Annotated in this window: 15 protein-coding genes; 8 read left to right on the top strand and 7 right to left on the bottom strand. The window is 65.1% G+C overall.

Features of this window, described 5'->3' with window-relative positions; translation table 11 throughout:
• Nucleotides 1-218 precede the first annotated feature (218 nt).
• The 3 genes from ACX17K_RS19600 to ACX17K_RS19590 all read left to right on the top strand — a co-directional run bounded on the left by ACX17K_RS19600 (nt 219) and on the right by ACX17K_RS19590 (nt 3,581).
• On the top strand, nt 219-674 hold the full coding sequence (locus tag ACX17K_RS19600) for a GNAT family N-acetyltransferase (protein ID WP_493776084.1): 456 nt from the start codon (nt 219-221) through the stop codon (nt 672-674).
• Between the two features lie 195 nt (nt 675-869).
• On the top strand, nt 870-1,481 hold the full coding sequence (locus ACX17K_RS19595) for a hypothetical protein (protein ID WP_493776083.1): 612 nt from the start codon (nt 870-872) through the stop codon (nt 1,479-1,481).
• 483 nt (nt 1,482-1,964) lie between these two features.
• Nucleotides 1,965-3,581, top strand: coding sequence for a methyl-accepting chemotaxis protein (locus ACX17K_RS19590; RefSeq protein ID WP_493776082.1), 1,617 nt, complete (start codon nt 1,965-1,967; stop codon nt 3,579-3,581).
• Nucleotides 3,582-3,597: 16 nt separating this feature from the next.
• Here the strand turns inward: ACX17K_RS19590 and ACX17K_RS19585 are convergent, their stop codons facing one another.
• Nucleotides 3,598-4,362, bottom strand: a complete 765-nt coding sequence (locus ACX17K_RS19585) for an SDR family oxidoreductase (protein ID WP_493776081.1) — start codon at nt 4,360-4,362, stop codon at nt 3,598-3,600.
• Nucleotides 4,363-4,732: 370 nt separating this feature from the next.
• Here ACX17K_RS19585 and ACX17K_RS19580 point away from each other — a divergent pair, with 370 nt between their 5' ends.
• A complete protein-coding gene (locus ACX17K_RS19580) occupies nt 4,733-5,605 on the top strand; it encodes a hypothetical protein (RefSeq protein WP_493776080.1) in 873 nt (290 codons plus the stop codon).
• On the top strand, nt 5,602-7,101 hold the full coding sequence (locus tag ACX17K_RS19575) for a choice-of-anchor X domain-containing protein (RefSeq protein ID WP_493776079.1): 1,500 nt from the start codon (nt 5,602-5,604) through the stop codon (nt 7,099-7,101). The genes ACX17K_RS19580 and ACX17K_RS19575 overlap by 4 nt, the downstream gene beginning before the upstream one ends.
• An 84-nt stretch (nt 7,102-7,185) precedes the next feature.
• Here ACX17K_RS19575 and ACX17K_RS19570 read toward each other — a convergent pair whose 3' ends face one another.
• From ACX17K_RS19570 to ACX17K_RS19555, 4 genes are all read right to left on the bottom strand, one after another.
• Entirely contained in the window at nt 7,186-8,613 is a 1,428-nt protein-coding gene (locus tag ACX17K_RS19570) for a carbohydrate-binding protein (RefSeq protein ID WP_493776078.1), read from the bottom strand.
• Nucleotides 8,614-8,717: 104 nt separating this feature from the next.
• Complete coding sequence (locus ACX17K_RS19565) at nt 8,718-9,995, bottom strand: DSD1 family PLP-dependent enzyme (RefSeq protein ID WP_493776077.1); 1,278 nt, start codon at nt 9,993-9,995, stop codon at nt 8,718-8,720.
• On the bottom strand, nt 9,992-11,383 hold the full coding sequence (locus ACX17K_RS19560; protein ID WP_493776076.1) for a D-arabinono-1,4-lactone oxidase: 1,392 nt from the start codon (nt 11,381-11,383) through the stop codon (nt 9,992-9,994). The genes ACX17K_RS19565 and ACX17K_RS19560 overlap by 4 nt, the downstream gene beginning before the upstream one ends.
• Nucleotides 11,380-11,778: a c-type cytochrome gene (locus ACX17K_RS19555; protein WP_493776075.1), complete on the bottom strand. Its 399-nt coding sequence runs from the start codon at nt 11,776-11,778 to the stop codon at nt 11,380-11,382. Before ACX17K_RS19555 ends, ACX17K_RS19560 begins: the two co-directional genes overlap by 4 nt.
• Before the next feature lie 313 nt (nt 11,779-12,091).
• Here ACX17K_RS19555 and ACX17K_RS19550 point away from each other — a divergent pair, with 313 nt between their 5' ends.
• On the top strand, nt 12,092-12,511 hold the full coding sequence (locus tag ACX17K_RS19550) for a hypothetical protein (protein WP_493776074.1): 420 nt from the start codon (nt 12,092-12,094) through the stop codon (nt 12,509-12,511).
• A gap of 11 nt (nt 12,512-12,522) precedes the next feature.
• On the opposite strand, the gene ACX17K_RS19545 is transcribed toward ACX17K_RS19550, so the two are convergent.
• On the bottom strand, nt 12,523-16,458 hold the full coding sequence (locus tag ACX17K_RS19545; protein WP_493776073.1) for a bifunctional diguanylate cyclase/phosphodiesterase: 3,936 nt from the start codon (nt 16,456-16,458) through the stop codon (nt 12,523-12,525).
• Nucleotides 16,459-16,652: 194 nt separating this feature from the next.
• Entirely contained in the window at nt 16,653-19,463 is a 2,811-nt protein-coding gene (locus tag ACX17K_RS19540; protein WP_493776072.1) for an EAL domain-containing protein, read from the bottom strand.
• A 263-nt stretch (nt 19,464-19,726) separates the two neighbouring features.
• Between ACX17K_RS19540 and ACX17K_RS19535 the strand changes: the two genes are divergently transcribed.
• Nucleotides 19,727-21,046, top strand: coding sequence for a TRZ/ATZ family hydrolase (locus tag ACX17K_RS19535; RefSeq protein WP_493776071.1), 1,320 nt, complete (start codon nt 19,727-19,729; stop codon nt 21,044-21,046).
• A gap of 4 nt (nt 21,047-21,050) precedes the next feature.
• Complete coding sequence (gene ubiG / locus ACX17K_RS19530; protein WP_493776070.1) at nt 21,051-21,749, top strand: bifunctional 2-polyprenyl-6-hydroxyphenol methylase/3-demethylubiquinol 3-O-methyltransferase UbiG; 699 nt, start codon at nt 21,051-21,053, stop codon at nt 21,747-21,749.
• Nucleotides 21,750-21,862: the final 113 nt, after the last annotated feature.

Genomic DNA, 21,862 nt, shown 5'->3' with positions numbered 1-21,862 from the left:
AAGCCTCATCGTCGGGCCATGCGATCGTCGAATAAAGCGCGACACCGCCATAGACAGTGGCCGGAACCAGTCCCTCGCGTCCCGCCTTCCCACTCGCAGTTTTCCTGGCGAACAACTAGCGCGAACTATTCATTTTGGATGAGAGCTGGCATGCTATCCCTAGCCTCCGGCGGCACCGCCCCCTTGGCAGAAATGAATACAACACGGATTGAGCAAACATGATCATCAGACCCGTCGACCAGAACGACTACGACGCTTGGCGGCCACTATGGGATGGCTATAACGCGTTTTACGGACGCGCCGGAAAAACGGCGCTGCCGGAAGAGATCACCCGGCAAACCTGGGCGCGCTTTCTTGATGGCGGGGAGCCGGTTGACGCGCTGGTAGCGGAGCTTGATGGAACAATCGTCGGCCTGGCCCACACCGTCATCCACCGCAGCACCACCCGCCTGGCGGATGTGTGCTACCTGCAGGATTTGTTCACCGCGCCGGAAGCCAGAGGGCAAGGCGTGGCGCGGGCCTTGATCGACGCAGTCAAGCACCGGGCCGCAGCCGCCGGCTGCAACCGCCTCTACTGGCAAACGCACCAGACCAATCAAACCGCCCGCGCGCTGTACGACCAGGTGGCCGAGCATCAGGGCTTCATCGTTTACGGCAGCGACGTGCCGGCCTGACAATCCGGCCTGGGCGCCCGAAGCGGCGCTCATGTCCCGCGCCGTTCCGCCTGTCGGGTTTCGGTCCCCCCACGCTTCGCAATCGGTTTCGATTCCGCGCGCCAATAAATGCCATTGTCAAATTGATCCGCTATAAGCACTGACGCGCCCCGGCTCCACGCCGACTGGCGTCAATTTTACAATGGGATAATCCACATGAAGCCATCGTTTGCCAAATGGCCGGCGCTGATCGCGCTGCCGCTGCTGCTGTCCGCCCAGGCCCATGCCGCCACCGAAACCATCGTGCTGCTCCGCCATGGCGAGAAACCCGCCCAGGGGCTGGGACAAATCACCTGCCAGGGGCTGAATCGCGCGCTGGCGCTGCCGCAGGTGCTGACCAGCGCCTTCGGCGCGCCGGATGCGATCTTCGCGCCCGATCCCGCCACCCAGGTATCGGATTCGGGCAACAGCTATTACTACGTGCGCCCGCTGGCCACGATAGAGCCCACCGCCATCCGCCTGGGCATGCCGGTCAACACCGGCTACGGCTTCACCCAGACATCGGACCTGGCCGCCAAGCTGCTGAGCTCGGACTACGCCGGGGCCACCATATTCGTTGCCTGGGAACACAAGAAGATCGTCACGCTGGCCAAGCAGATCTTCTCCAACCTCAAGCAATCGGCCAACATCCCATCCTGGTCCGACTCCGACTACGACAGCCTCTACGTCATCACCATCAACGGTTCCGGCAGCCATCGCGTCGCCTCGTTCGCCATTCGGACGCAGGGCCTCAACGGACAAAGCACGGTTTGCCCCGGACCCAATTAAAGCGGCGGGTAAAACCCTGTAGCCGCGCGGCGCCGGTTTGCCCCATAGCTTGCGCGGGCAGTGCCGGCGCCTCCTGTCCGCGCAGGCGGAACCCCATGCCCCCACTCTCAATCGCCGTCCGCGGGATGAATCCCCCATCCCGCGACAGCCGCCTGCTCCGCCTCGCGCCTTCTCAAACCGCCCCCTCGCCAACTGTATTGTTCAGGCTGTTTTTTTGATTTCGTGCCGATCACGCGCTAAATGCGCAGCCCGCTCCCAAACGAAATTGCGATCCACTTTCATTCAGAATAAAAATCATCCTAATTGTCTGATGATTTATTTGATATAAATTAATGGCCACCTCGCGGGCCAATCGAACCAAAACCTGATTTACTGTAAAGCCTAATTATTCGCGACTAATTTATTAACTCTATTTCAGGTGAACGCAGAAAAATACGCACTAATACTCAAATCTCTGCCAGCCTATTGACGAAGGTAATCGCCATGACTGTCTCCAGGAAAATTTTGTTATTGATTCTGCTGTCCATTCTGGCTCAAATCGGCATCAGCTCGTATAGCCTGTATACCCAATCCAGGCTAGCCGCCACCGCTACCAACTTCGCCCAAAACGACTATCCCAGCCTAATCACGCTGGATCAGTTCAGCAATGCGGTCGCATCGCTGCGGCTGGCCGGCCTGCAGGAATTGACCGCCACCAGCGCCGCCGACCGTTCTGCCGCCCAGGGCAAGGTGGCAGACGCATACCAGAGCGCGAAAGCCTCATTGACCCAATATCAAAAAATAATCAACGACGACGAGGACCGCGGACATTTCAATGACGATGGCCGCTTGCTGGACCAATATTACGCCGCCTTGCAGCCGATGCTGGCGGCGGCGGAAAACAATAAGCTGGAGGAGGCGCTCAAAATCCGCTCCAGCATGGTGACGCCTGTCGGCAATGCGCTCACAAAGGCGATAAAGGCTCATATCGATTACAACAAGCGTCATGTCGATCAGGAGGTGGCTGGCTCCCAGGCGCTGATCGATGCCACCCACACCATCACGCTGGCCACCACCGCGGCGCTGACCTTGCTGCTCGCCATTCTTGGCCTGCGCACTTATTCGTCCATCACCCGGCCTCTGCAGGACCTGAACCACACGATGAACGCAATAGGCGAGCGCCTGGATTTCACCCTGCAGGTCAAAGTGCACAATCCGAAAGACGAAATTGGCAGCACCGCGACCGCCTTCAATCAGTTGGTGCAGCGCATCCGGCACAGCCTGAACGACATTTCGCGCAACTGCGACAAGGTGGCCAGCTACGCCACCGACCTTGGACGCTCCGCCAGCTATGTGCAAACCGCGGCGGAACAACAGAATCAGGCCTCGGCGTCCATCGCCGCCACCATGGAGCAGCTGACCGTCAGCATCAACCATGTGGGCGACCGGGCGGAACAGAGCAACCAGCAAAGCGAAGAGGCCAGCCGCCACGCCGGCACCGGCCATCAGGTGATCTCCAAAACGGCGGAAGAGATCCGCTCCATCTCCGATACCGTCGGCCACGCCAACACCAGCCTCACCGAGCTGGAAACGCAGAATGACCGCATCGCCAACTCGGTCAGCAGCATCAAGGACATCGCCGACCAGACCAATCTGCTGGCGCTGAACGCCGCCATCGAGGCGGCGCGGGCGGGCGAAACCGGCCGCGGCTTCGCCGTAGTGGCGGACGAGGTGAGGAAGCTGGCCGAACGCACCGCCACTCTCACCAGCGAAATTGACCAAGTCATCCGCGGCGTCACCAGCACCTCTCGCCAGACCACCACCCGCATGAGCGAAACCCAGCAACTGGTGGCGTCCGGCGTGGTTCGCGCCGACGAGGCGATGGCGGCCATCAGCGAGATCGGCAAGTCGTCCGGCTCCGCCATGCAGATGGTGGGCGAGATCGCCGACGCCATCCGCGAGCAGGCCAACGCCTGCAACAGCATCGCCAACCAAGTGGAAAAGATCGCGCAAATGGCCACGCAATCCAGCGCGGCCGCGCAACAAACCTCCAGCACCGCCCAACAGCTGGACGAGGCGGTGCTGGAGATGAACGCAGCCGTCCGCCGCTACCGGCTGTGAAGCGGCGTCCTGGCGACTAGCCCCGCTGAATCGACACCCCGCCGTCCGCCAGCATCGCGCTGCCGGTGACGAAGCTGGCGGCGTCGGATGCCAGGAACAGCGCGGCGCGGGCGATTTCCTCCGGCCGCGCCAGCCGCTTCAAGGCATGCAGCCCCTCAACGAAGCCGCGCGCCTCCGGCGTGGGCGCGGCGGCGCGGCCCATCTCGGTATCGGTGCCGCCCGGCAACAGCGCATTGGCGCGGATGCCGCGCGCGCCGTACTCGGCGGCGATCACCTGGGTCAGGCCGATCAGCCCGGCCTTGCCGGCGGCATAGGCGCCCATGCCGGGAAAGCCGGCGGTATGCCCGACAAAGGTGGACGTGAAGATGAGGGAGCCGCCGCCCCGCGCCAGCATCGCCGGAATCTGGCGGCGCGCGGCCAGAAAGGCGCTGGTCAGATTGGTGTCCAGCGCGAAACGCCAAGCCTCGGGCGTGATTTCGTGGACCGGCGCGGCCTCGCCCACCGCGCCGACGTTGTTGAAGGCGATGTCCAGGCCACCAAAGCGCCGGACCGCCTCCTCCACCGCCTGCCGCGCGGTGGACTCCTCGCGCGCGTCGCCGGCCACCACGGCGATCTCCCCGCCCTCCCGCCGAATGGACGCCGCCAGCCGCTCCAGCTCATGCGCCCGCCGCGCCACCGCCACCACCCGCGCGCCTTCGCGCGCGAACAGGCAGGCCGCCTCATAACCGATGCCGGCGCTGGCGCCGGTCACAATCGCCACTTTTCCCGCAAGCTGTTCCATTTTTCCTCCGCGTTTTTCAGAACACGCGCCAAGTCTGGAACAGCGCCGCCACAGCGGCGACCCGATTCTTGCCAACCCGCCCGGCAACCCTGAGCGCCGCAGTGTTGCGTCTTTCCCTCAGCAGAAACCACTACCACCGCATAATCCAATTGCATCGAAAAACAACTGGTCTAAATTACTAACCGCCACCTGCAAGGGGAACACCCGCGCCCCTGTTCCTGGCCGCACCGGCGCCTGCAGACGCCGGGCGCACCATAAGCGGGCGGCCAACCCACGCCGCCGCCCATGCCGTGATGGGCTGACGCGTTCCTTTGCGCGCCGACTTCATAGGGGATGTCTCCATCCATCTCTTGAGCGCGAAAGGACAATCATGTCAGCTCATATCCTGATACGGGACGGTTCGCCGCACTGGTGGCTCAGCACCGACATCTGGGCCGTGCCCGGCAACGATCCCAACGGCGCGCCCGGCACGCCGGTTTCCGGCCAGAAAGCCTATGTCTGGGCCCATGTGGACAATATCGGCGACGCGGACGCGCAGAACGTCCGCGTCGATTTCTATTGGGCCAATCCGGCCGGGCAAATGACGGCCGGCGCGGTCACCTATATCGGCTCCGGCTACGCCGACCTGCCGGCGGACCCGAAGGAAGCGATGGGCCAGGACGTGCTGTGCCTGGTGCCCTGGGCAGTGCAGATCGTCAACGACGGCCACGAATGCCTGCTGGCCGTCGCGCATGGCCCGGGCGACAGCAATCCGATTCCCGACCCGCTGCCGGCCTCCTACAGCTTCGACCCGCCGGCCCACGACCAGATCGCCCAGCGCAATCTGACGGTGCTGGACGCCAGCAAGATGGCGTCGATGCTGCGCATCGCCGTCAATGGCCTGCCGCGGCAGGAGCGGCGGGTGAGGCTGACCGCCGAGTTCGGCGGCGAGCTGGACGAACGCCAGCTGCAGCGGCTGGGACTCGCCCGGCTGCAACTGCGGCCCGCGCCCAAGCCCGAAGTGCAGGTCCGGCTGAGCCTGGAGCCGCGCTGCGGCGGCCAGAGCGACGGCGAGAAAGCGCCCAGCCTGGCCGTGAGCGTGCCGCGCGGCGAAACGGTGCCGGTATACCTCGATATCCAGGCCGGCCAGCTGCATCCCGACCACTACCAGCTGCTGCACATCGTCGAGCACGACGACGCCGGCAAGCCATTGGGCGGCGTCAGCTACGTGGTGATCCCGCAAGGCAAGGAGAACAGACTATGAACACGCCGCTCCAGGTGCTCACGCGCCCGTTCGCGATCGAGCCGGTGACCAGCATCATGCTGCCCGACGGGATATTCGACAACGCGATCTACCAGCTGCGCATCGCCGCGCATTTCACCAATACCTCGGCCAGTCCGCTGAGCAATGTCACCGTCTATCTGGAAAGCGTCGGCGATCCCGGCATCGCGCCCACCGCGCACACCTTCGCCTTCCCCACCATCCCCGCGGGCGGCACCGTGCTGCTGGCCTGGGACGCGGACTTCCAGCACGCGACGCCGGGCAAGCCGCTGGTGAGCTTCGTCGCGCGCGCCGACGGCTTCGCCGCCCAGCGCTCCATCCAGCAGATCTTCGTATCGCAGACCCGCTTCGACAGCGCCACCAACACCTATACCTGCACCGTGGAAGAAGGCACGCTGACCATCTCCAACATCCAAGGCCACGCGCCGGGCAAGACCTGGGGCGAACCGACGGACAACGGCAAGGAGTGCCGCTGCCCGCCCCGTTTCGGCCCGATGGTGCCCACCGGCCTGACCATGGCCTGGAAGCCGAACCCGGCCTACGCCGGCACCCACGCCGAGCTGCCCTTCTCCGATCCCTGGTGGAAGGTGCTAGCCATCATCGTCGCCGTGATCGCCGCGCTGGTGGCCGTGATCGCGGCGGCGGTCGGCGGGGGCAAGGCCAATTTCAGCGTCGGCGGCTCGGTGGAAGAGACCGACCCCAGCGTCCACTGCTGCTCGTTGAAGGGCGCGGGGTCCGGCGCGCCGGAATTCACCGTCGCCGGCGTGGCCTCGGCCATCGCCTCCGGGGCGATCGCGGTGGCCTGCTCGGACGAGGCCGATCCGTTCTGGCGCGGCCAGGCGGCCACCCCGCCGGCGGCCGGCGAGACCACGGTGGCCGAGCGGGTGGTGGCCAAATGGAAGATGCTGGAAGCGCCGGTGGCGGGCAAAGCCTACAAAACCGATGTTTCCTGGACCTATGAGCGCTTCACCACCGGCAAGACCTATCACTACTCGGTGGCAGAAACCCAGGTCAACGTGCATGCCGCCGGCCCGGTGAAAGTGGAAACGCCCGACGTGGTCCACGCGTTCGCCCCCCTGTGGGTGAGGGCTAGCTTCCAGCGCCAGAACGGCACGCTGTTCAAGGGCAGCGACCTGTACTCCTTCGCCCTGTTCGAAGCTCCGCAGGGGCTGTACTTCGTCGCGCCGCTGACCGACGACGGCCTGGGCTTCGATCCGGCCGCCAACGATGGCACCTACGCCGGCAGCCTGGACCTGGAGCGCGCCTACCGGCTGTTGCTGCAGCAACACCAGGACGTGCGCGGCATCTGGCGGGTGTTCGTATTCGCCCAGGACGTGAATCTGACCAAGCCCGGCACCCCGCCGCACATCGCCGCCCAACACATCGGCGGCTTCTTCGTGGCCAGCGCGATCGAGATCACCTTCGACGACAGCCTGCCCTGCCCGCTCAAGGCCCAGTCGACCATCACCGTGGTCTGAAACCTGCGCCGCCTAGCCGGAAACCTTGGGCCGCATGAAAAACCGCCGCATCCCGCGGCGGTTTTCTTGCCCGCGTCGATCAGGCTAGGCCTGCTGCCACAAGGTAATGGCCGCGTCCGGCGTCCAGCCGGGATTCGACACATGGGCCTGCAGGCAGCGGTAACGCTTTCCCTGATAGCCGGCGCCGTCTCCCACCAAGTATTGGATGCCGTTCTGCCATTCCGGATAATCCGGCTCGCCATCGCCGTCGGTGCGCACCCGCACGCCGTTGCCCGGCAGGGATTCCCGGCCGGCGTCGTCCAGCGCGGTCGCATGGTACAGATAATCGCCGCCTGGGCGCAGGCCGACGTCGCGGAAATCGGCAGAGGTGGTCAGACCCACTTGCAGCCCGTCGCGGTACACCCGGTATTCCACGATCGGAAAATCGCCGCCGGCCGGCGCGTCCCAGGCCAGAGCGGCGAAATCCCGCCCGATCTCGCCGGCGCGCAGATTGCCGGGCGCCGGCGGACGATCGCCCCCGGCTCCGCCCTCCAGCAGCGGCGCGTAGTCGCGGATGAAGCTCCAGTCGTAACCGCGGCCGGCCACGTCGCGGCCATCGTCCCAGTTCACCGACCAGGTCATCAGGCCGCGGATGGGGTTGCCCGCTTCTTCCAGCCGGCGGAAGGCGTTGAACACCGCGTCCGGGTCGCGGACGAAGCCCGTGGCGGCGGCATCGGCGTTGGCCGGCAGGCCGATGGCGAACTTGTCGGCCGGGATGCGCAGATAGCCGCGCGTGCCGTGGATCAGGCTGTCGGTCAGGTAATAGAGGAAGTCCTCTTTTCTGGCCTCGTCGTCCTGCGACAGCCAGGCGTTCAACTCGTCCACCCACACGCCGTCGCCGCCCTGGTTGTAGTACTGCGGCGCGATGAAGTCGTAATAGCCGTCCAGCGCCGCGATATAGGCCGCGTAGTGTCCGTCCGGCTTCAAATACGGAAACTCCGGCGCCATGCTGATGATGAAATGCCCGCCCTGGGCCAGGTAGTAGTCCTTCACCATCTTCAGCGCGGCCGGAATCACCGTCTGGTTGTCGCCCGCCGCGATCGCGCTCTGCTCCAGATCGATGTCCAGCCCATCGAAGCCGTAAAGCTCAACCAGGCGGACGATCTCGCCCGCCAGCGCATCTTCCTGGCCTGCCTTGAGTTCGATGTGCGCGTCGGCTCCGCCCAGCGAGACCAACACCGCCCGCCCCTGCTCGTTCAGCGCGTCCACCTGGGCGCGGAAAGCCTCGTCGCTCAGGTTCCAGGGCTTGAAGGTGGGAATGCCGGCGCCTTTCATGAAGGCCGCCGCCACCACGGCATAGTCCTCCGGCACGTCAGTCAGCGCGATGTCGGCCGACGTGCCGCGCTGATAGCCGTTGCCGGCGGACGATGGCCAGTTGTGCCAGAAGCCCATGATGAAGCGGTCGGGGAGCGGCGGCATGGCCGCGGTGTCGGCAGGCCGCGCGCCGCGGTCCGGTTTGGCGAATGGGTTCATGCATGCCCCTTGCTGAAGATGAATGAACGGCGCCGGCTCAGCGCCGATGCCCCGGCCATGGTAGGCCGCCCCTCCCCTCAGGGCTGCTGGCCCTTCAGCCAGCCTCAGCCGGTGGCCGGCAACACCGGCCATCTGTCGACGATGCGGCCGCCCTCGTACACGGCGATATCGCCGAACTGCTGCAGCACCGCCTCGCTCTGGCGCGGGCGGAAGAACACCGTGTCGTCCACCGCCAGCGCCTGCAAGCCGGAGCCGACCAGCAGTTGCTGATTGGATGAATGCCCGTACAAGCCGCTGCTTTCCAACCCCGGTGGCGATACTGGGTCGGCCTGCCAGTTGCCGCCGTAAATGAAATAGCCGCGCCGCGCGTTCACGTCCCAGCCGCCCGCCAGCCCGCCCAGCCACTCCACGCCGTAAGGCAGTTCGAAGCGCGGCAAAGCCTTCAGCACCGGCGTGGCGATGAAGCAGGCCGGCTGCAGCTCATCCAGCAGCGGCAGATCGAAGTCGCTGGGCTTGACCATGGCCGAACCCACCGCCACCTCGTTTTCCGGGCCGTCGCCGGGATAGAGCCGGTAAGTGGGCGAGCCGGCGGCGTTGAAGCATGGCTCGGCGATTCTTCCCGCCGGATGCGCCCGAGCAAGGGCGGTGAAGGCGGCGTAGCTTGCGCGCGCGTGGCGCAAAGCCTTGTCCCTCAGCCCGGGAAGATCCGGAATCTTGGCCACGTGCGCGTCGTAGCCCATCAGGCCGGACCATTGCAGCCGCGGCTCCTCGGCCGCCATGTCCAGCATCCGCCGCAGCGTGGCGGCGTCGGCGATGCCGCCGCGGTGCAGGCCGACGTCTATCTCGAAATTGAGCTTCAAATGCAGATTTTGCCCGCGCGCCAGCTCGCGGTACTGCGCCAGCCGCTCCGGCGTGTCCACAAGCCATTGCAGCTGCCGATGCGGCTGGAAGTCCATGTCGGAAAACCGGCGGTAAAACGCCAGCGCGGCGGCGGCCGGCAATGGCTTGCCCAGCAGGATGTCCCGCCCGCCCTTCGCCATCGCCTCCAGCTGCGGCAGGCTGAACAGCATCTGCCGCCGGGTGCCGGCCAGCGCAGCCGCCTCGGCCAGCAAGGCCGGGCACGGCAGCGACTTCACCACCACCCTGAGCGCCATCTTGCCGGCCAGATGGCCCGCGATCCGCCGGATATTGGCGCGCAGCCGCTCGCGGTCCAGCACCAGCGTCGGCTCGGCGATGCCGGCCTGGCGTAGCGCCGCCTGCAGCCCGCGGAAATAAGCGTCGTGCGGCGCCCCGCGCGCGGAGGGCCGCGCCAGCCAGACTGCCGCCGCGCCCGCGCCCAAAGCCGCCAGCACCCGGCGCCGGCCGCGCGACGGCCCGCTCATGCCGCCACGCCGAACACGCGGCGCAGATGGGAATTGAGCAGCACGCCCTTGGGGTCCATCTCCCGCCTCAGCTTCAGGAAGTCGTTCCAGCGCGGGTAAAGCGCGGCCAGCTCCGCCGCGCCGTACGGATGCAGCTTGCCCCAGTGCGGCCGGCCCTCGTATTTGCGGAAAACCGGCGCCAGCTCGGTCAGCAGATAATCATGCGGCTCGCCGGCGGCGGCATGGACGGCGATCGAGCAGGAGTCGCGGCGGTAGAAAGGACTGAGCCAGGCGTCGTCGGCCTTGACGAAGCGGAACTCCAGCGGGAAGAACACATCGTTGCGCCGCTCCAGCCGTTCGATCACCTCGCGCACGCAGGCGATGCCGGCCTCGCGCGGCACATGCCACTCGCTCTCGTTGAAGCGGGTGGGCCGCACGGTGGACAGCAGCCGCCAGGACTTGTCGAAGGCCTGCTCGCTCAGATTGGGATCGATCAGCTTCTGCGCGGCCCAGCGCCGCAGCGCCGGCATGCCGCCCAGCCAGTCGCGCAGCCGGCGCAGCTCTTGCAGCATCTCCTCGTCGCCGGACTCCGGCCGCGACGCCGGTCCCGGCGGGCGGATGTCGTGAGTGATCGCGGCGGCGTAGCCGGTGAATGGCAGGTAGTAGAACTCAAAATGCCGGTGCCGGCGCGCCAGCTCCGGCGCGGCGTCCAGCATCTTTCCCGTCGGCAGCAGCCATAATTTTCGCTGCAGATAATAGGCCGGCAGCGTCGCCACCGTGGCGCGGGCGATCACGCCCAGGCTGCCCAGCGACACCCTCGCCGCCTGCAGCAGATCCTCGTCGCGGCCCTTGCCGCAGTCCAGCGTCTGTCCAGACGGGGTCAGCAGCCGCAACGCGCGCACGTCGGCGTGCAGGGCCGGCAGGCTGGCGCCGGTGCCGTGGGTGGCGGTGCTGATCGCGCCGGCGAAGGATTGGACATCGACGTCCGGCTGGTTGCGCAGCGCCATGCCCTGCGCGTCCAGCAGCCGCGCCAGCTGGCCGATGCGGGTGCCGGCCAGCAAGGTGGCTTCGCCGGCGGCCGCGTCATGCGCCAGCAGGCCGGACATTCGGTCCAGCGACACGATCTTGCCGGGCGTGGGCACCAGCGGGGTGAAGGAATGGCCGGCGCCGACGCAGCGCAGCGGCGTGCCGGTCTGCGCCGCCTCGCGCAGCAGCCGCGCCAGTTCCGCCTCGTCGCCGGGCGTGGCCAGCGCCTGCGCGGCGCAGCTCTGCAGGCCGCTCCAGTTGCGCCAGCGATAACCGCCGGCGGGCGCGGCGGCCCGCAGTCCGGCCGCTTGAGCGGCCCAGCCGCCCAGCAGCGCGCCGCCGCCCAGCCGCAGCAAGGCTCGGCGATTCAGCACCGGCTTCATCGCGCGCCCCCTTGTCCGCCGCCGGACATGAAGGCGATCAGCCGGCTGAACTCCTGGTCGCTGCAATCATTGCAATAGCCGCGCGCCGGCATCGCGTTCAGTCCGTCGCGGACATGGGACAGCAGCAGCGGCATGCCCTTCTCCAGCCTGGCCTCCCAGGCCGGAGCGAAGCCGGCCAGCGGCGCCTGGCTGGCCTGGTTGCCATGGCATATCAGACAGGAGCGCTCGTACTTGCGCGCCAGTTGCGCATCCATCGGCCGCAGCGTCTCCGCCCGCTGCAAATCGGCCGCCTGCGGCTTGGCCTCTCCCCTTCCGCAACCTGCCAGCGCCACCAGCCCGGCCAAGGCCATGCCGCGCCAATGCCGGCCCGCCATCGTCTTCCTGCCTGCTTCCATGCCGTCTCCTCGGATATCGGGATGTTGCGATGGCGCGCCCGCGGCGCCTCAAGCGCAAGCGGCCGGACAAACCGGCCGCTTGATGACAATGGCTTCAATATACCTTCAAGACATCATTCATGTCATTTTCATTTCCCGTCTTTTTCCCCTCCAGGCACCGCCGCCGCGCGGCTGCGGCTGTACACATTGTTACGGTTATGAACAGATACAAATCGCAATCAGTGGCTATCTTTCCTTTGCGATTGCGAAACAAACCGACGCCATAGTGCAAGCATGCGCAATACGCGTCCGTAACGTAAAAGGAAGACTTGCCATGAAACACGTGATGACCGCGGCGGTGCTGATCGCCGCCTCTCTGACCAGCCTGCCCAGCCAAGCCGGCGTCTCCATCAGCGTCGGCGAACCCGGCTTCTACGGCCAGATCGACATCGGCGGCTACCCGCCGCCCCAGCTGATCAGCCCGCAGCCGGTGATCGTGCAGCCGGTGCCGGTGGCCGCGCCGCCGATCTACCTGCGCGTGCCGCCGGGCCACATGAAGCACTGGGACCGGTACTGCCGGCAGTACGGCGCCTGCGGCCGCCGGGTCTACTTCGTCCGCGACGACTGGTACAACCGGGTCTACGTGCCGCACTATCGCCAATACCACCATGACAACGGCCGCCACGAGGGACGGGATCACGACCATCGCGGCGACCATCGCGACGAGTGGCATGGCGACCATCGCGACCACTAATCCTCGCGCGCTCACTGGCCGGCGTTCAGTCCGGCCAGCTCCGTCCCCCCGGCCAGCCTGGCCGCCAACGCGTCTGCAGGCATGGGCCGGCTCAGCCAGTAGCCTTGCAGCACGTCGCATCCCAGTTCGGCCAGTACCGCGGCTTGCGCCTCCGTCTCTACCCCCTCGGCCACTACATCCAACCCCATCGAGTGGGCAAGGGAAATGATCATCTCCACCAGCGTCATCGCCTCTTTTTCATCCAGCATGCGGCCAACGAAGGACTGATCGATCTTCAAGGTCTGCACCGGCAACTGCGCAAGGTAAGCCAGCGAGGAATAACCGGTGCCGAAATCATCCAGCGCGATGGAAACGCCCATCTCTCTTACTTGGCGCAAGGTAGCGACACTGCCGTCTATGTCGCTCATCAACCGGCTTTCGACAATCTCGATGTCTATGCCCGTATCGAGCGGGTGCATGGCAAGCGCCTCCGCCAGGGACTGGGCGAAATCCGGACGCTGAAGCTGCAGCGGCGAAACATTGACGGCGATGCGCGGCGCGGGCAAGCCCGCGGAGCGCCAGCGCTGGTAGTCCCGCGCGGCCTGCCGCAATACCCAATTGCCCACCTCCACGATCAATCCCAACTCTTCCAGCATCGGCACGAACAGGGCTGGCGGCACCATGCCCTGTGTCGGACAGTGCCAGCGCAACAAGGCCTCCACGCCCACGATGGCTTGCCCCCGCACCGCACATTTGGGTTGGTAGTACAGTTCGAACTGTTCCAGCTCCAGCGCCTGCCGCAGGCGATTGCCCAATTCCAGCGCCGCCGCGGCCCGGGCGGTCATCTCCTCGCGATAGAACAAGAATTTCTCATTCCCGGCTTTTGCTCGCTTCAATGCCGACTCGGCCCGCTCCAACAACTCCGTCGCGGTAGAGCCATCCTCTGGATGCATAGCGATGCCGAACTTGGCCGCCAGGCACAGATCCCTCCCATCCAGCGGAATCGGCGGGTCCAGGCAATCCTGCCTCAGTTGCTCCATCCCAAGCACCGCCTCATCCTCGCCGGCAGCCTGCGGCAAGGCCAGCGCAAACTGGTCCGCGCCTATCCGCGCCAATAGCGAGGCATCCTGGACATGCCGCGACAGCCTTTCGGTCATTTTCTTCAGCAGCTGATCACCCTCGCCCCTGCCAAACACATCGTTGATGGATTTGAAATTCTCGATATCAAGCACCACCACCGAGAAGCGCCGCTCCTGCTGCGCGGCGTCCGCCACGCGCTGCGCCAAACGCTCAAGCAGTAGGCTGCGGTTGGCGAGGCCGGTCAGGCTGTCGTAATAGGCCAGGTAGTCGAGGCGCTGTTCCTGCCGGATATGGTCCAGCGCATAGCCGATATCGCTGGCGAGCTCGCGCAGCAACGCCATCTCCTGGCTATCGAAAGCGCCGACTTCGCAAGAGAACAGGGCCAGCACCGAAATCGCGCCGCCCTCCTCCACGATGGGCAGGCTAGCGATGGAGCGCACGCCGGTGCCGAGCAAGGACGGCGCCAGTTCCGTCATCGACGGATCGTTCTGCACATCGTTGCACACCACGATTTCCCTCATGCGCACGGCCCGGCAGGCCGGGCGGTCGCGATGCGGCGAGTCCTCCTTCGCGCTCAGACGGATTTGCCGAAGATAATTGCTGTCCTCGCCGCGGAAAGCGACTACCGCGCCATTCTGCGTTTCCGGATCGATCACGCCCGCCCAGGCCATTTTGTAAGTTCCGACCTCCACCGCGATCCGGCAGATGCCATCGAACAATTCCTCCATCTGGTGGCAGCGGACAACCAGCGCATTGACCCGGCTCTGCACCTCGTGCACCCGCCCCAGCCGTACCACCCGCTGCCGCAGCAAAGACTGCTGCAGGCAAACGGCCAAATGGCGGGCGTAAGCCTTAGCCACTTCCCGCTGGGCATCGCCGAAGGCTCCAACCACGTCGGAGCCCATATTCAACATGCCCAGCAATCGTCCCTCCGCTATCAGCGGAATGCGGGCATAGGAGCGCATACCCTGCCGGTACAGGCGCTCCAGCGTTGGCGCTCTCCACGGCAGCACACCTAGATCCGCCTCCAGGCAAACCTCTCCACGCTTCATGCACACCAGATCATCCATGCCGTAACTGGCCAAGCTCAATTGCAGGCCAGGATCATAAAGGGAGCCGGCCTCGCGCTCGAGCGCCAACACCCGGGCAGATTCCGCCTCCCAGTCGATCAGCATCGCCGTCGCGCCCCAGAACGGCACCAACTGCCGTAGATTGCGCAAACCGATCTGCGCGATCTGCTCGGCGCCAGCATCCTCCAGGATGGCGCGGCTCAAATCATTCAGCGCTTCCAGCTGCCGCACATGCCGCAGAACTTGTTCCTGGCTCCTCTCACGCTCGGAGATGTCGCGCAGAATCGCTGTGTAGCTGCGTTGCCCATCGATTTCCTGCGAAGATATGGATGCCTCCAATTCGAACAGCGTCCCATCCGAGCGCCTGGCCTGGACTTTGCCGAGCCGCCCCATCCGCCGGGGACTGGAGCCGCCATCGCCGAAGCGCTGCACTAGCCGGCCATGCTCAATCCCCAGGGAGGTTGGCAGCAACGCGTCCAGAGACTGGCCCAGCATGGACTGCTCTGTCTGGCCGAACATCTGCTCCGCCGCCACATTGAACATCGAGATACGCAGACTGCTATCCAACATCACGATGCCATCCATCGCCGACCGCACCATGCCCGCCAGCCGCGCCTCGCTTTCCCTCAATGCCACCTGAGCCCGGTGTCTCTCCGTCACATCCAGCACCACGCCGTGCACGTGGGACTCGCCGTCAAAATGGATCAGGCGGAACGACAGCAGCACCTGCGCGGTCGTTCCATCGCTCCGCAGCATCGCTACCGGAACACCACTCACCTCACCGTCTCGCCGCAAAGCCTCGATCAGCTGGCGTCTGTCCGCGGCATCTTTCCAAATGCCCAGCTCAAGCGTTGTGTGCCCCAACACCCGGCCCCGCTCCAGCTGCAGCAGATCCAGAAAGGCCTGATTCACCTCTTCCAGCGCGCCATCCGCCAACCTGGAAATCGCCATCGCCACCGGACTGTCGTCGAACAGCGCGCGGAACCGCTCATCGCTCAGTCTCAGATCCTCCAGCGCCGCCTCGCGCCGCTCCAGCGCCATGCCCAGTTTGGCGCGGGCGCGCAGCTGCACCTCGCTCATCGCGCTGAACAGCACGCCGATCAGCACCAGCAGGCTCAACGACAACAGCTGCGACGCCGGGTCGGCCGACACCCCGGAAAAGGTGGACAGAGAAAACGCGCCGACGACCGAGGAGATCAAGGCGACAGACAGCAAGCCTGGCCCCAGCCCCCCGAGCAGGGCGCTCAGGCCGATGGGAAGCAGGAACAACAGCATCAGATGGTGCAAGGACTTCAATTCAAACCGCAAGACCAGCACTAGGAAGGAGCCGCTCACCGCCAGCATATAAGCCAGCTTTTGCCCGTGCTTCGGCTGAATCAGAACCTCATCGACGCCCAACTGATTCAAGCACCGCTTCAAGCACACCGTGCACCCCAAAATGAAGGCGGCATCCCATGCGGCGGCCAGCCAGAATGCGTGCCGGGAATCTCCCAGGCTCATGCCAAGCACATCCGGCACCGCCATCGCCGCAAATACGGCAAACACATACAGCAGCACCAGCCAGCCTATCCCGCGGCGGGCCACCGCCAGCAAGCCGCGTCCAAGCGGCCCGCGTTCCAGCAAGGTCGCCAGCCGCGCCTCCCCCAAACCGCTCAACAGCAGATACAAGAAAACCGAGGAGACGAAAGCAAACAGCGCATCCCAAGCCATGCCGCCGATGGGGCTGCCCGACACGCCCCATCGATCAACGAACAGATCGGGCACGATGATCCAGGCCGACGCGATCAGCACATACGCCGCCACAATGATGAAATGCAAACGCCGTCTGTGTAACGCCATGCCTTGCCCCATGGAGTGTGTCGACCGCCATTCGATCCGGATGGCGCGTTGCCGTCATTCATCCAGTATGGCTGGCGATCGCGGCATGTCGAGCCGATCTTGGCCGGCCATGCCGGCCGCCAAGCAAAAAGCCCGCGCTCGGCGGGCTTGCGGGACGGAACGGTCCTGGGGCTTCAGCTCTGGGGCAGCAGACTGTCCTTGTGCAGCAGCTTGGCGAAGTCGTCGGCCGGCAGCGGCTTGGCGATCAGGTAGCCCTGGACGAAGTCGCAGCCCTCCTGCTCCAGAAACTGCCATTGCTCCATCGTCTCCACGCCCTCGGCCACCACCTGCATATTCAGGTTCTTGGCCATATTGATGATGGCGCGGGCGATGGCGCTGTCGTCGGCGTCATGCGGGATGTCGCGGACGAAGGAGCGGTCGATCTTCAGCTTGTCGGCCTTGAAGCGCTTGAGATAGGACAGGCTGGAGTAGCCGGTGCCGAAGTCGTCGATCGACAGCCTGAGGCCCATGTTCTTCATATTGTCTATGGTCTGGATCGTGGCCTGGGCATCTTCCATGATGATGCTCTCGGTCACCTCGATGTCCAGCGCGTGGCCGGGCAGGCCGCTGGACTCCAGCGCCTGCTTCACCTGCAGCGCCAGATCCGGCTGGCGGAACTGCAGCGCCGACAGGTTGATCGCCAGCGTCAGCTCCGGCAGCCCCTCCTGGCGCCAGGCCACCAGCTGACGCGTCGCCTCGCTGATCACCCAGTTGCCGATCTGCACGATGAAGCCGCGCTCCTCGGCCACCTGGATGAAGCGCACCGGCCCCAGCAGGCCCAGCGACGGATGGTTCCAGCGAATCAGCGCCTCGGCGCCGACGATGCGGCCGCTCTCCATCTCCACCTGCGGCTGGTAGTGCAGCACGAACTCGTCGCGCTCCAGCGCGAAGCGCAGCTGGCTCTCGATCGCCAGGATTTCGCGGGCGCGCGCGTTGAGGTCGGCGGTGTAGAACTTGTAGCTGTTGCGGCCCGACGATTTGGCGTGGTACATCGCCGCGTCGGCGTTGCGGACCAGGGTTTCGTAGTCGCGGCCGTCGTCCGGGTAGACGCTGATGCCGATGGACGGGGTGATGGTCAGCACGTGGTTATGCAGCTCGATCGGGTTGGCGAACACGTCGCGCACCCGCTCCGCCGCAAGCGCAGCCTCGCCCGGATCGGAAATCACCGGCAGCAGGATGATGAACTCGTCGCCGCCCTGGCGCGCCAGCATCTCGCCCGGCGCCAGCGCCGAGCGGATGCGGTCCGCCGCCACCTGCAGCAGCGTGTCGCCGGCCGAATGGCCCAGCGACTCGTTGACGGTCTTGAAGCGGTCCAGATCCAGCAGCAGCAGCGCCAGCCGCTGGTTGTCGCGCACCGCGTTGTGGATGGCCAGCTCGACCCGGTCCTGCATGTGGATGCGGTTGGGCAGGCTGGTGAGCACGTCGAAGTGGGCCAGAAACTGGATGCGCTCGTCGGCGGCCTTGCGCTCGGTCAGGTCGCTGAAGATCGCCACGTAATGGGTGATCTCGCCCAGACTGTTGCGCACCGCGTTGATCGCCAGCCACTCCGGGTACACCTCGCCGTTCTTGCGGCGGTTCCACAGCTCGCCCTGCCAGGAGCCGTGCTCGGCGATGGACTGCCACATCTGCTCGTAGAACGGCTCGTCGTGGCGGCCGGACGACAGGATGCTGGTCTTCTGCCCCAGCACCTCGTGCTGGGTGTAGCCGGTGATCTCGGTGAACGCGCGGTTGACGCTGCGGATGCGGCGGTCGGCGTCGGTGATCATGATGCCTTCGACGGTGTTCTCGAACACCTTGGCCGCCAGCTGCACCCGCTCCTCGGCCGCGCGCTTCTCGGAAATGTCGCGCACCATCCGCCACACGGCGTTGATGCGGCCGAAGGCGTCGCGCATCGCCACTGTCTTGACGCTGACCGGCACCTGGTTGTCGAAACGGTTCAGATAGGTGGCTTCGAATTCGTCGCAGTAGCCGAAGCGCAGCACCTTGTTGTCGAGGTTGAAGCGCTCCAGCGCCTCGCTCTCGTCCGCCACCAGGCTCCAGAAATTCTGTTGCTTCAGCTGATCCAGGCTGTAGCACATCAGGTTGAGGAAGGCCGGGTTGGCGTCTATCACCTGGCCGTCCAGCGAGCTGATGACGATGCCGTCCAGATTGGACCAGAACAGCTCGCGGTATTTGTTCTCCGAACGGCGCAGCGCGTCCTCCACCTCGCGGCGGCGGGCGATGTCGGCCTCCAGCGCCAGCGTCTTGGCGCGCAATTCGTCGACCAGCCGCTTCAGCTCGGACCGGGTCCACTCCAGATGGGTGCCGAGGCGGCCCAGCTCGTCGCGGCGCGACCACTCGAACGGCGAATCCAGCTTCAGCTCGGCCAGCAGCCGCGCCTGCTCGGTCAACAGCCGCATCGGACTGAGGAAGCGCGAATGCAGGATGCTCATGATCAGCATGATGGACAGCACCAGCTGCGCCGCCAGGATCATCAGGATGTTCTTCACCTGGTTGCTGAGCGCAATGGCCAGGTTTTCGTTGTCGAACTCCATCGTCACCTGGCCGATGGCCTCGCCGCGGTAGATCACCGGCTTTTCCACGTAGGACACGCTGCCGATCCGGCGCTCGCTGCGCACCGCGGACAGGAATATCTGGTTGGACTGGGTATCGGTGACGCGGATGGAAATCACGCGCGGATCTTCCATTACCGACGCGATCAAGGGATTGCCGGCCTGCCGGCTGAGATTCCACAACGGCTCCTGCATGCCCAGCGCGACAATGTCCAATAGACGCCGCTGGTCGGTTTCCAGCTGCGTGGTCAGGTTATCCTTCTGAATATTGAAGCTGAGATAGCTGATGATGGAGGCGGGAATCAACAAGCCGAGTATTACGGCGATGAGAAACACATCCCTCAGATTCAGGCCAGTGCTGGCAGTGGATTTATCGTCTGCTTGTTGAGCCATGTCGCGCTAGTCTTTGGTTCACCGCGGGTCGCGGAAGATCGAATGCTTGAGTTCCATAATTCACAAGTGCAATCAGCAGTATACACCGGTGGCCGTCGGCTTTTCGCCGGAATATTCACCAGTCATCCGCCCTTATCATTTTCAAGCATATCTACAGCACAAATCGGTCAAATATAAAGAGACCGCAGCAGCACATTGCCTTGTCGCAATCACCGGGCCTAAAATCGCACGACACTTTGCAACGGATCATCAGGATATCAGCCATGCCGCAGTCCCGTTATGAAAAGATTATCTCCGCCCGCTGGATCATCACCGTGGAAACTGACGGCGAAGTCCTGGAAAACCACGCCGTCGCCATCCGGGACGGCAAGATAGCCGCCATTATTCCAGCCGCCGACGCCGCCGGGCTAGAGGCCGACGAGAGGCTGGAACTGCCCGATCACGTGCTGATGCCGGGCCTGATCAATCTGCACGGCCATTCGGCGATGTCGCTGCTGCGCGGCCTGGCCGACGACAAGGTCCTGATGGACTGGCTGACCAACTACATCTGGCCCACCGAAGGCAAGCACGTCCACGACGATTTCGTATTCGACGGCTCGCTGCTGGCGATGGGCGAAATGATCCGCGGCGGCACCACCACCATCAACGACATGTACTTCTACAACGCCGCCGTCGCGCGCGCGGGCCTGGCTTCCGGCATGCGCACCTTCGTCGGCTGTTCGATCCTGGAATTCCCGACCAATTACGCCAGCAACGCCGACGACTACATCGCCAAGGGCATGGCCGAGCGCAGCCAATTCCTGGGCGAGGACCTGCTCACCTTCACGCTGGCGCCGCACGCGCCCTATACCGTATCGGACGACACCTTCCGCAAGGTCGTGACGCTGGCCGAGCAGGAGGACATGCTGATCCATTGCCACATCCACGAAACCGCCGAGGAAGTGAGCAACAGCGTCAAGGAGCACGGCCAGCGCCCGCTCGCCCGCCTGCAACAGCTGGGCCTGCTGTCGCCGCGGCTGATCGCCGCGCACATGGTGCACCTGAACGACGCCGAGATCGAGCTGGCGGCCAAGCACGGCATCTCCACCGCCCACAACCCGGCCTCCAACATGAAGCTGGCCTCCGGCATCTCGCCGGTGAGCAAGCTGTTGGCCGCCGGCGTGTCGGTGGGCATCGGCACCGACGGCGCCGCGTCCAACAACAAACTGGACATGCTGGCAGAAACCCGCCTGGCCGCGCTGCTGGCCAAGGTAGGCACGCTGGACCCGACATCGGTGCCGGCCGCCACCGCCATCCGCATGGCCACGCTGAACGGCGCGCGCGCGCTGGGCATCTCCGACAAGGTGGGTTCGGTCAAGGTGGGCAAGCAGGCCGACCTGATCGCCATCAACTTCGCCGAGCTGGAAACCGCCCCGGCATTCGACCCGATCTCGCATGTGGTGTACGCTGCCGGTCGCGAACAGGTCAGCCACGTCTGGGTCAAGGGCCGCGCGCTGATGCGCGAGCGCAAGCTGACCACTCTGGACGAAGGCGATTTGAAGGCCCGCGCCGGCGACTGGCGCAACCGCATCCTGGCAAAGTAAGAGCATGAGCAACGTAGACGAACACGAAATCGACAAATTCAGCCAGCTGGCACACAAGTGGTGGGACAAGGACAGCGAATTCAAGCCGCTGCACGAGATCAACCCGCTGCGCCTGGACTTCATCGACCGCCACGCGTCCATCGCCGGCAAGAAGGTGCTGGACGTCGGCTGCGGCGGCGGCATCCTGGCCGAGAGCATGGCGCTGAGGGGCGCGCAGGTGACCGGCATCGATCTGGCGAAAAAATCGCTGAAGGTGGCGCAGCTGCACAGCCTGGAATCCGGCGTGCCCATCGACTACCGCTGCGTGCCGGTAGAAGAGCTGGCGGCCGAGATGCCGGCCAGCTTCGATGTGGTCACCTGCATGGAGATGCTGGAGCACGTGCCTGATCCGGAAAGCGTGGTCCGCGCCTGCGCCACGCTGGTGAAGCCGGGCGGCTGGGTGTTCTTCTCCACGCTGAACCGCAACGCCAAGGCCTATCTGCTGGCCGTGCTCGGCGCCGAATACGTGCTGAACATGCTGCCGCGCGGCACCCACGAGTACGCGCGCTTCCTCAAGCCGTCCGAGCTGAGCCGCATGGCCCGCCACGCCGGCCTCGGCCTGCAGACGCTGAGCGGCATGGGCTACAACCCCATCACCCGCATCTACTCGCTGAACGACGATACCGACGTCAACTACCTGATGGCGACCCGGCGCTCTGCCTGAGCGCGGCGCATCCCCAAGGCCCGGCCCAGCCGGGCTTTTCTTTTTCTGCACGCTTGTTCCCGCCGGCTTGTGAAAAATGGCAGAAAACGCCCATGCCGCAAGTCAACACAACA

The organism is Chromobacterium sp. INPA-IVC (assembly GCF_059047085.1).
The sequence above is the reverse complement of the archived record's forward strand: the minus strand, read 5'-3'. Positions and strand labels throughout refer to the sequence as shown.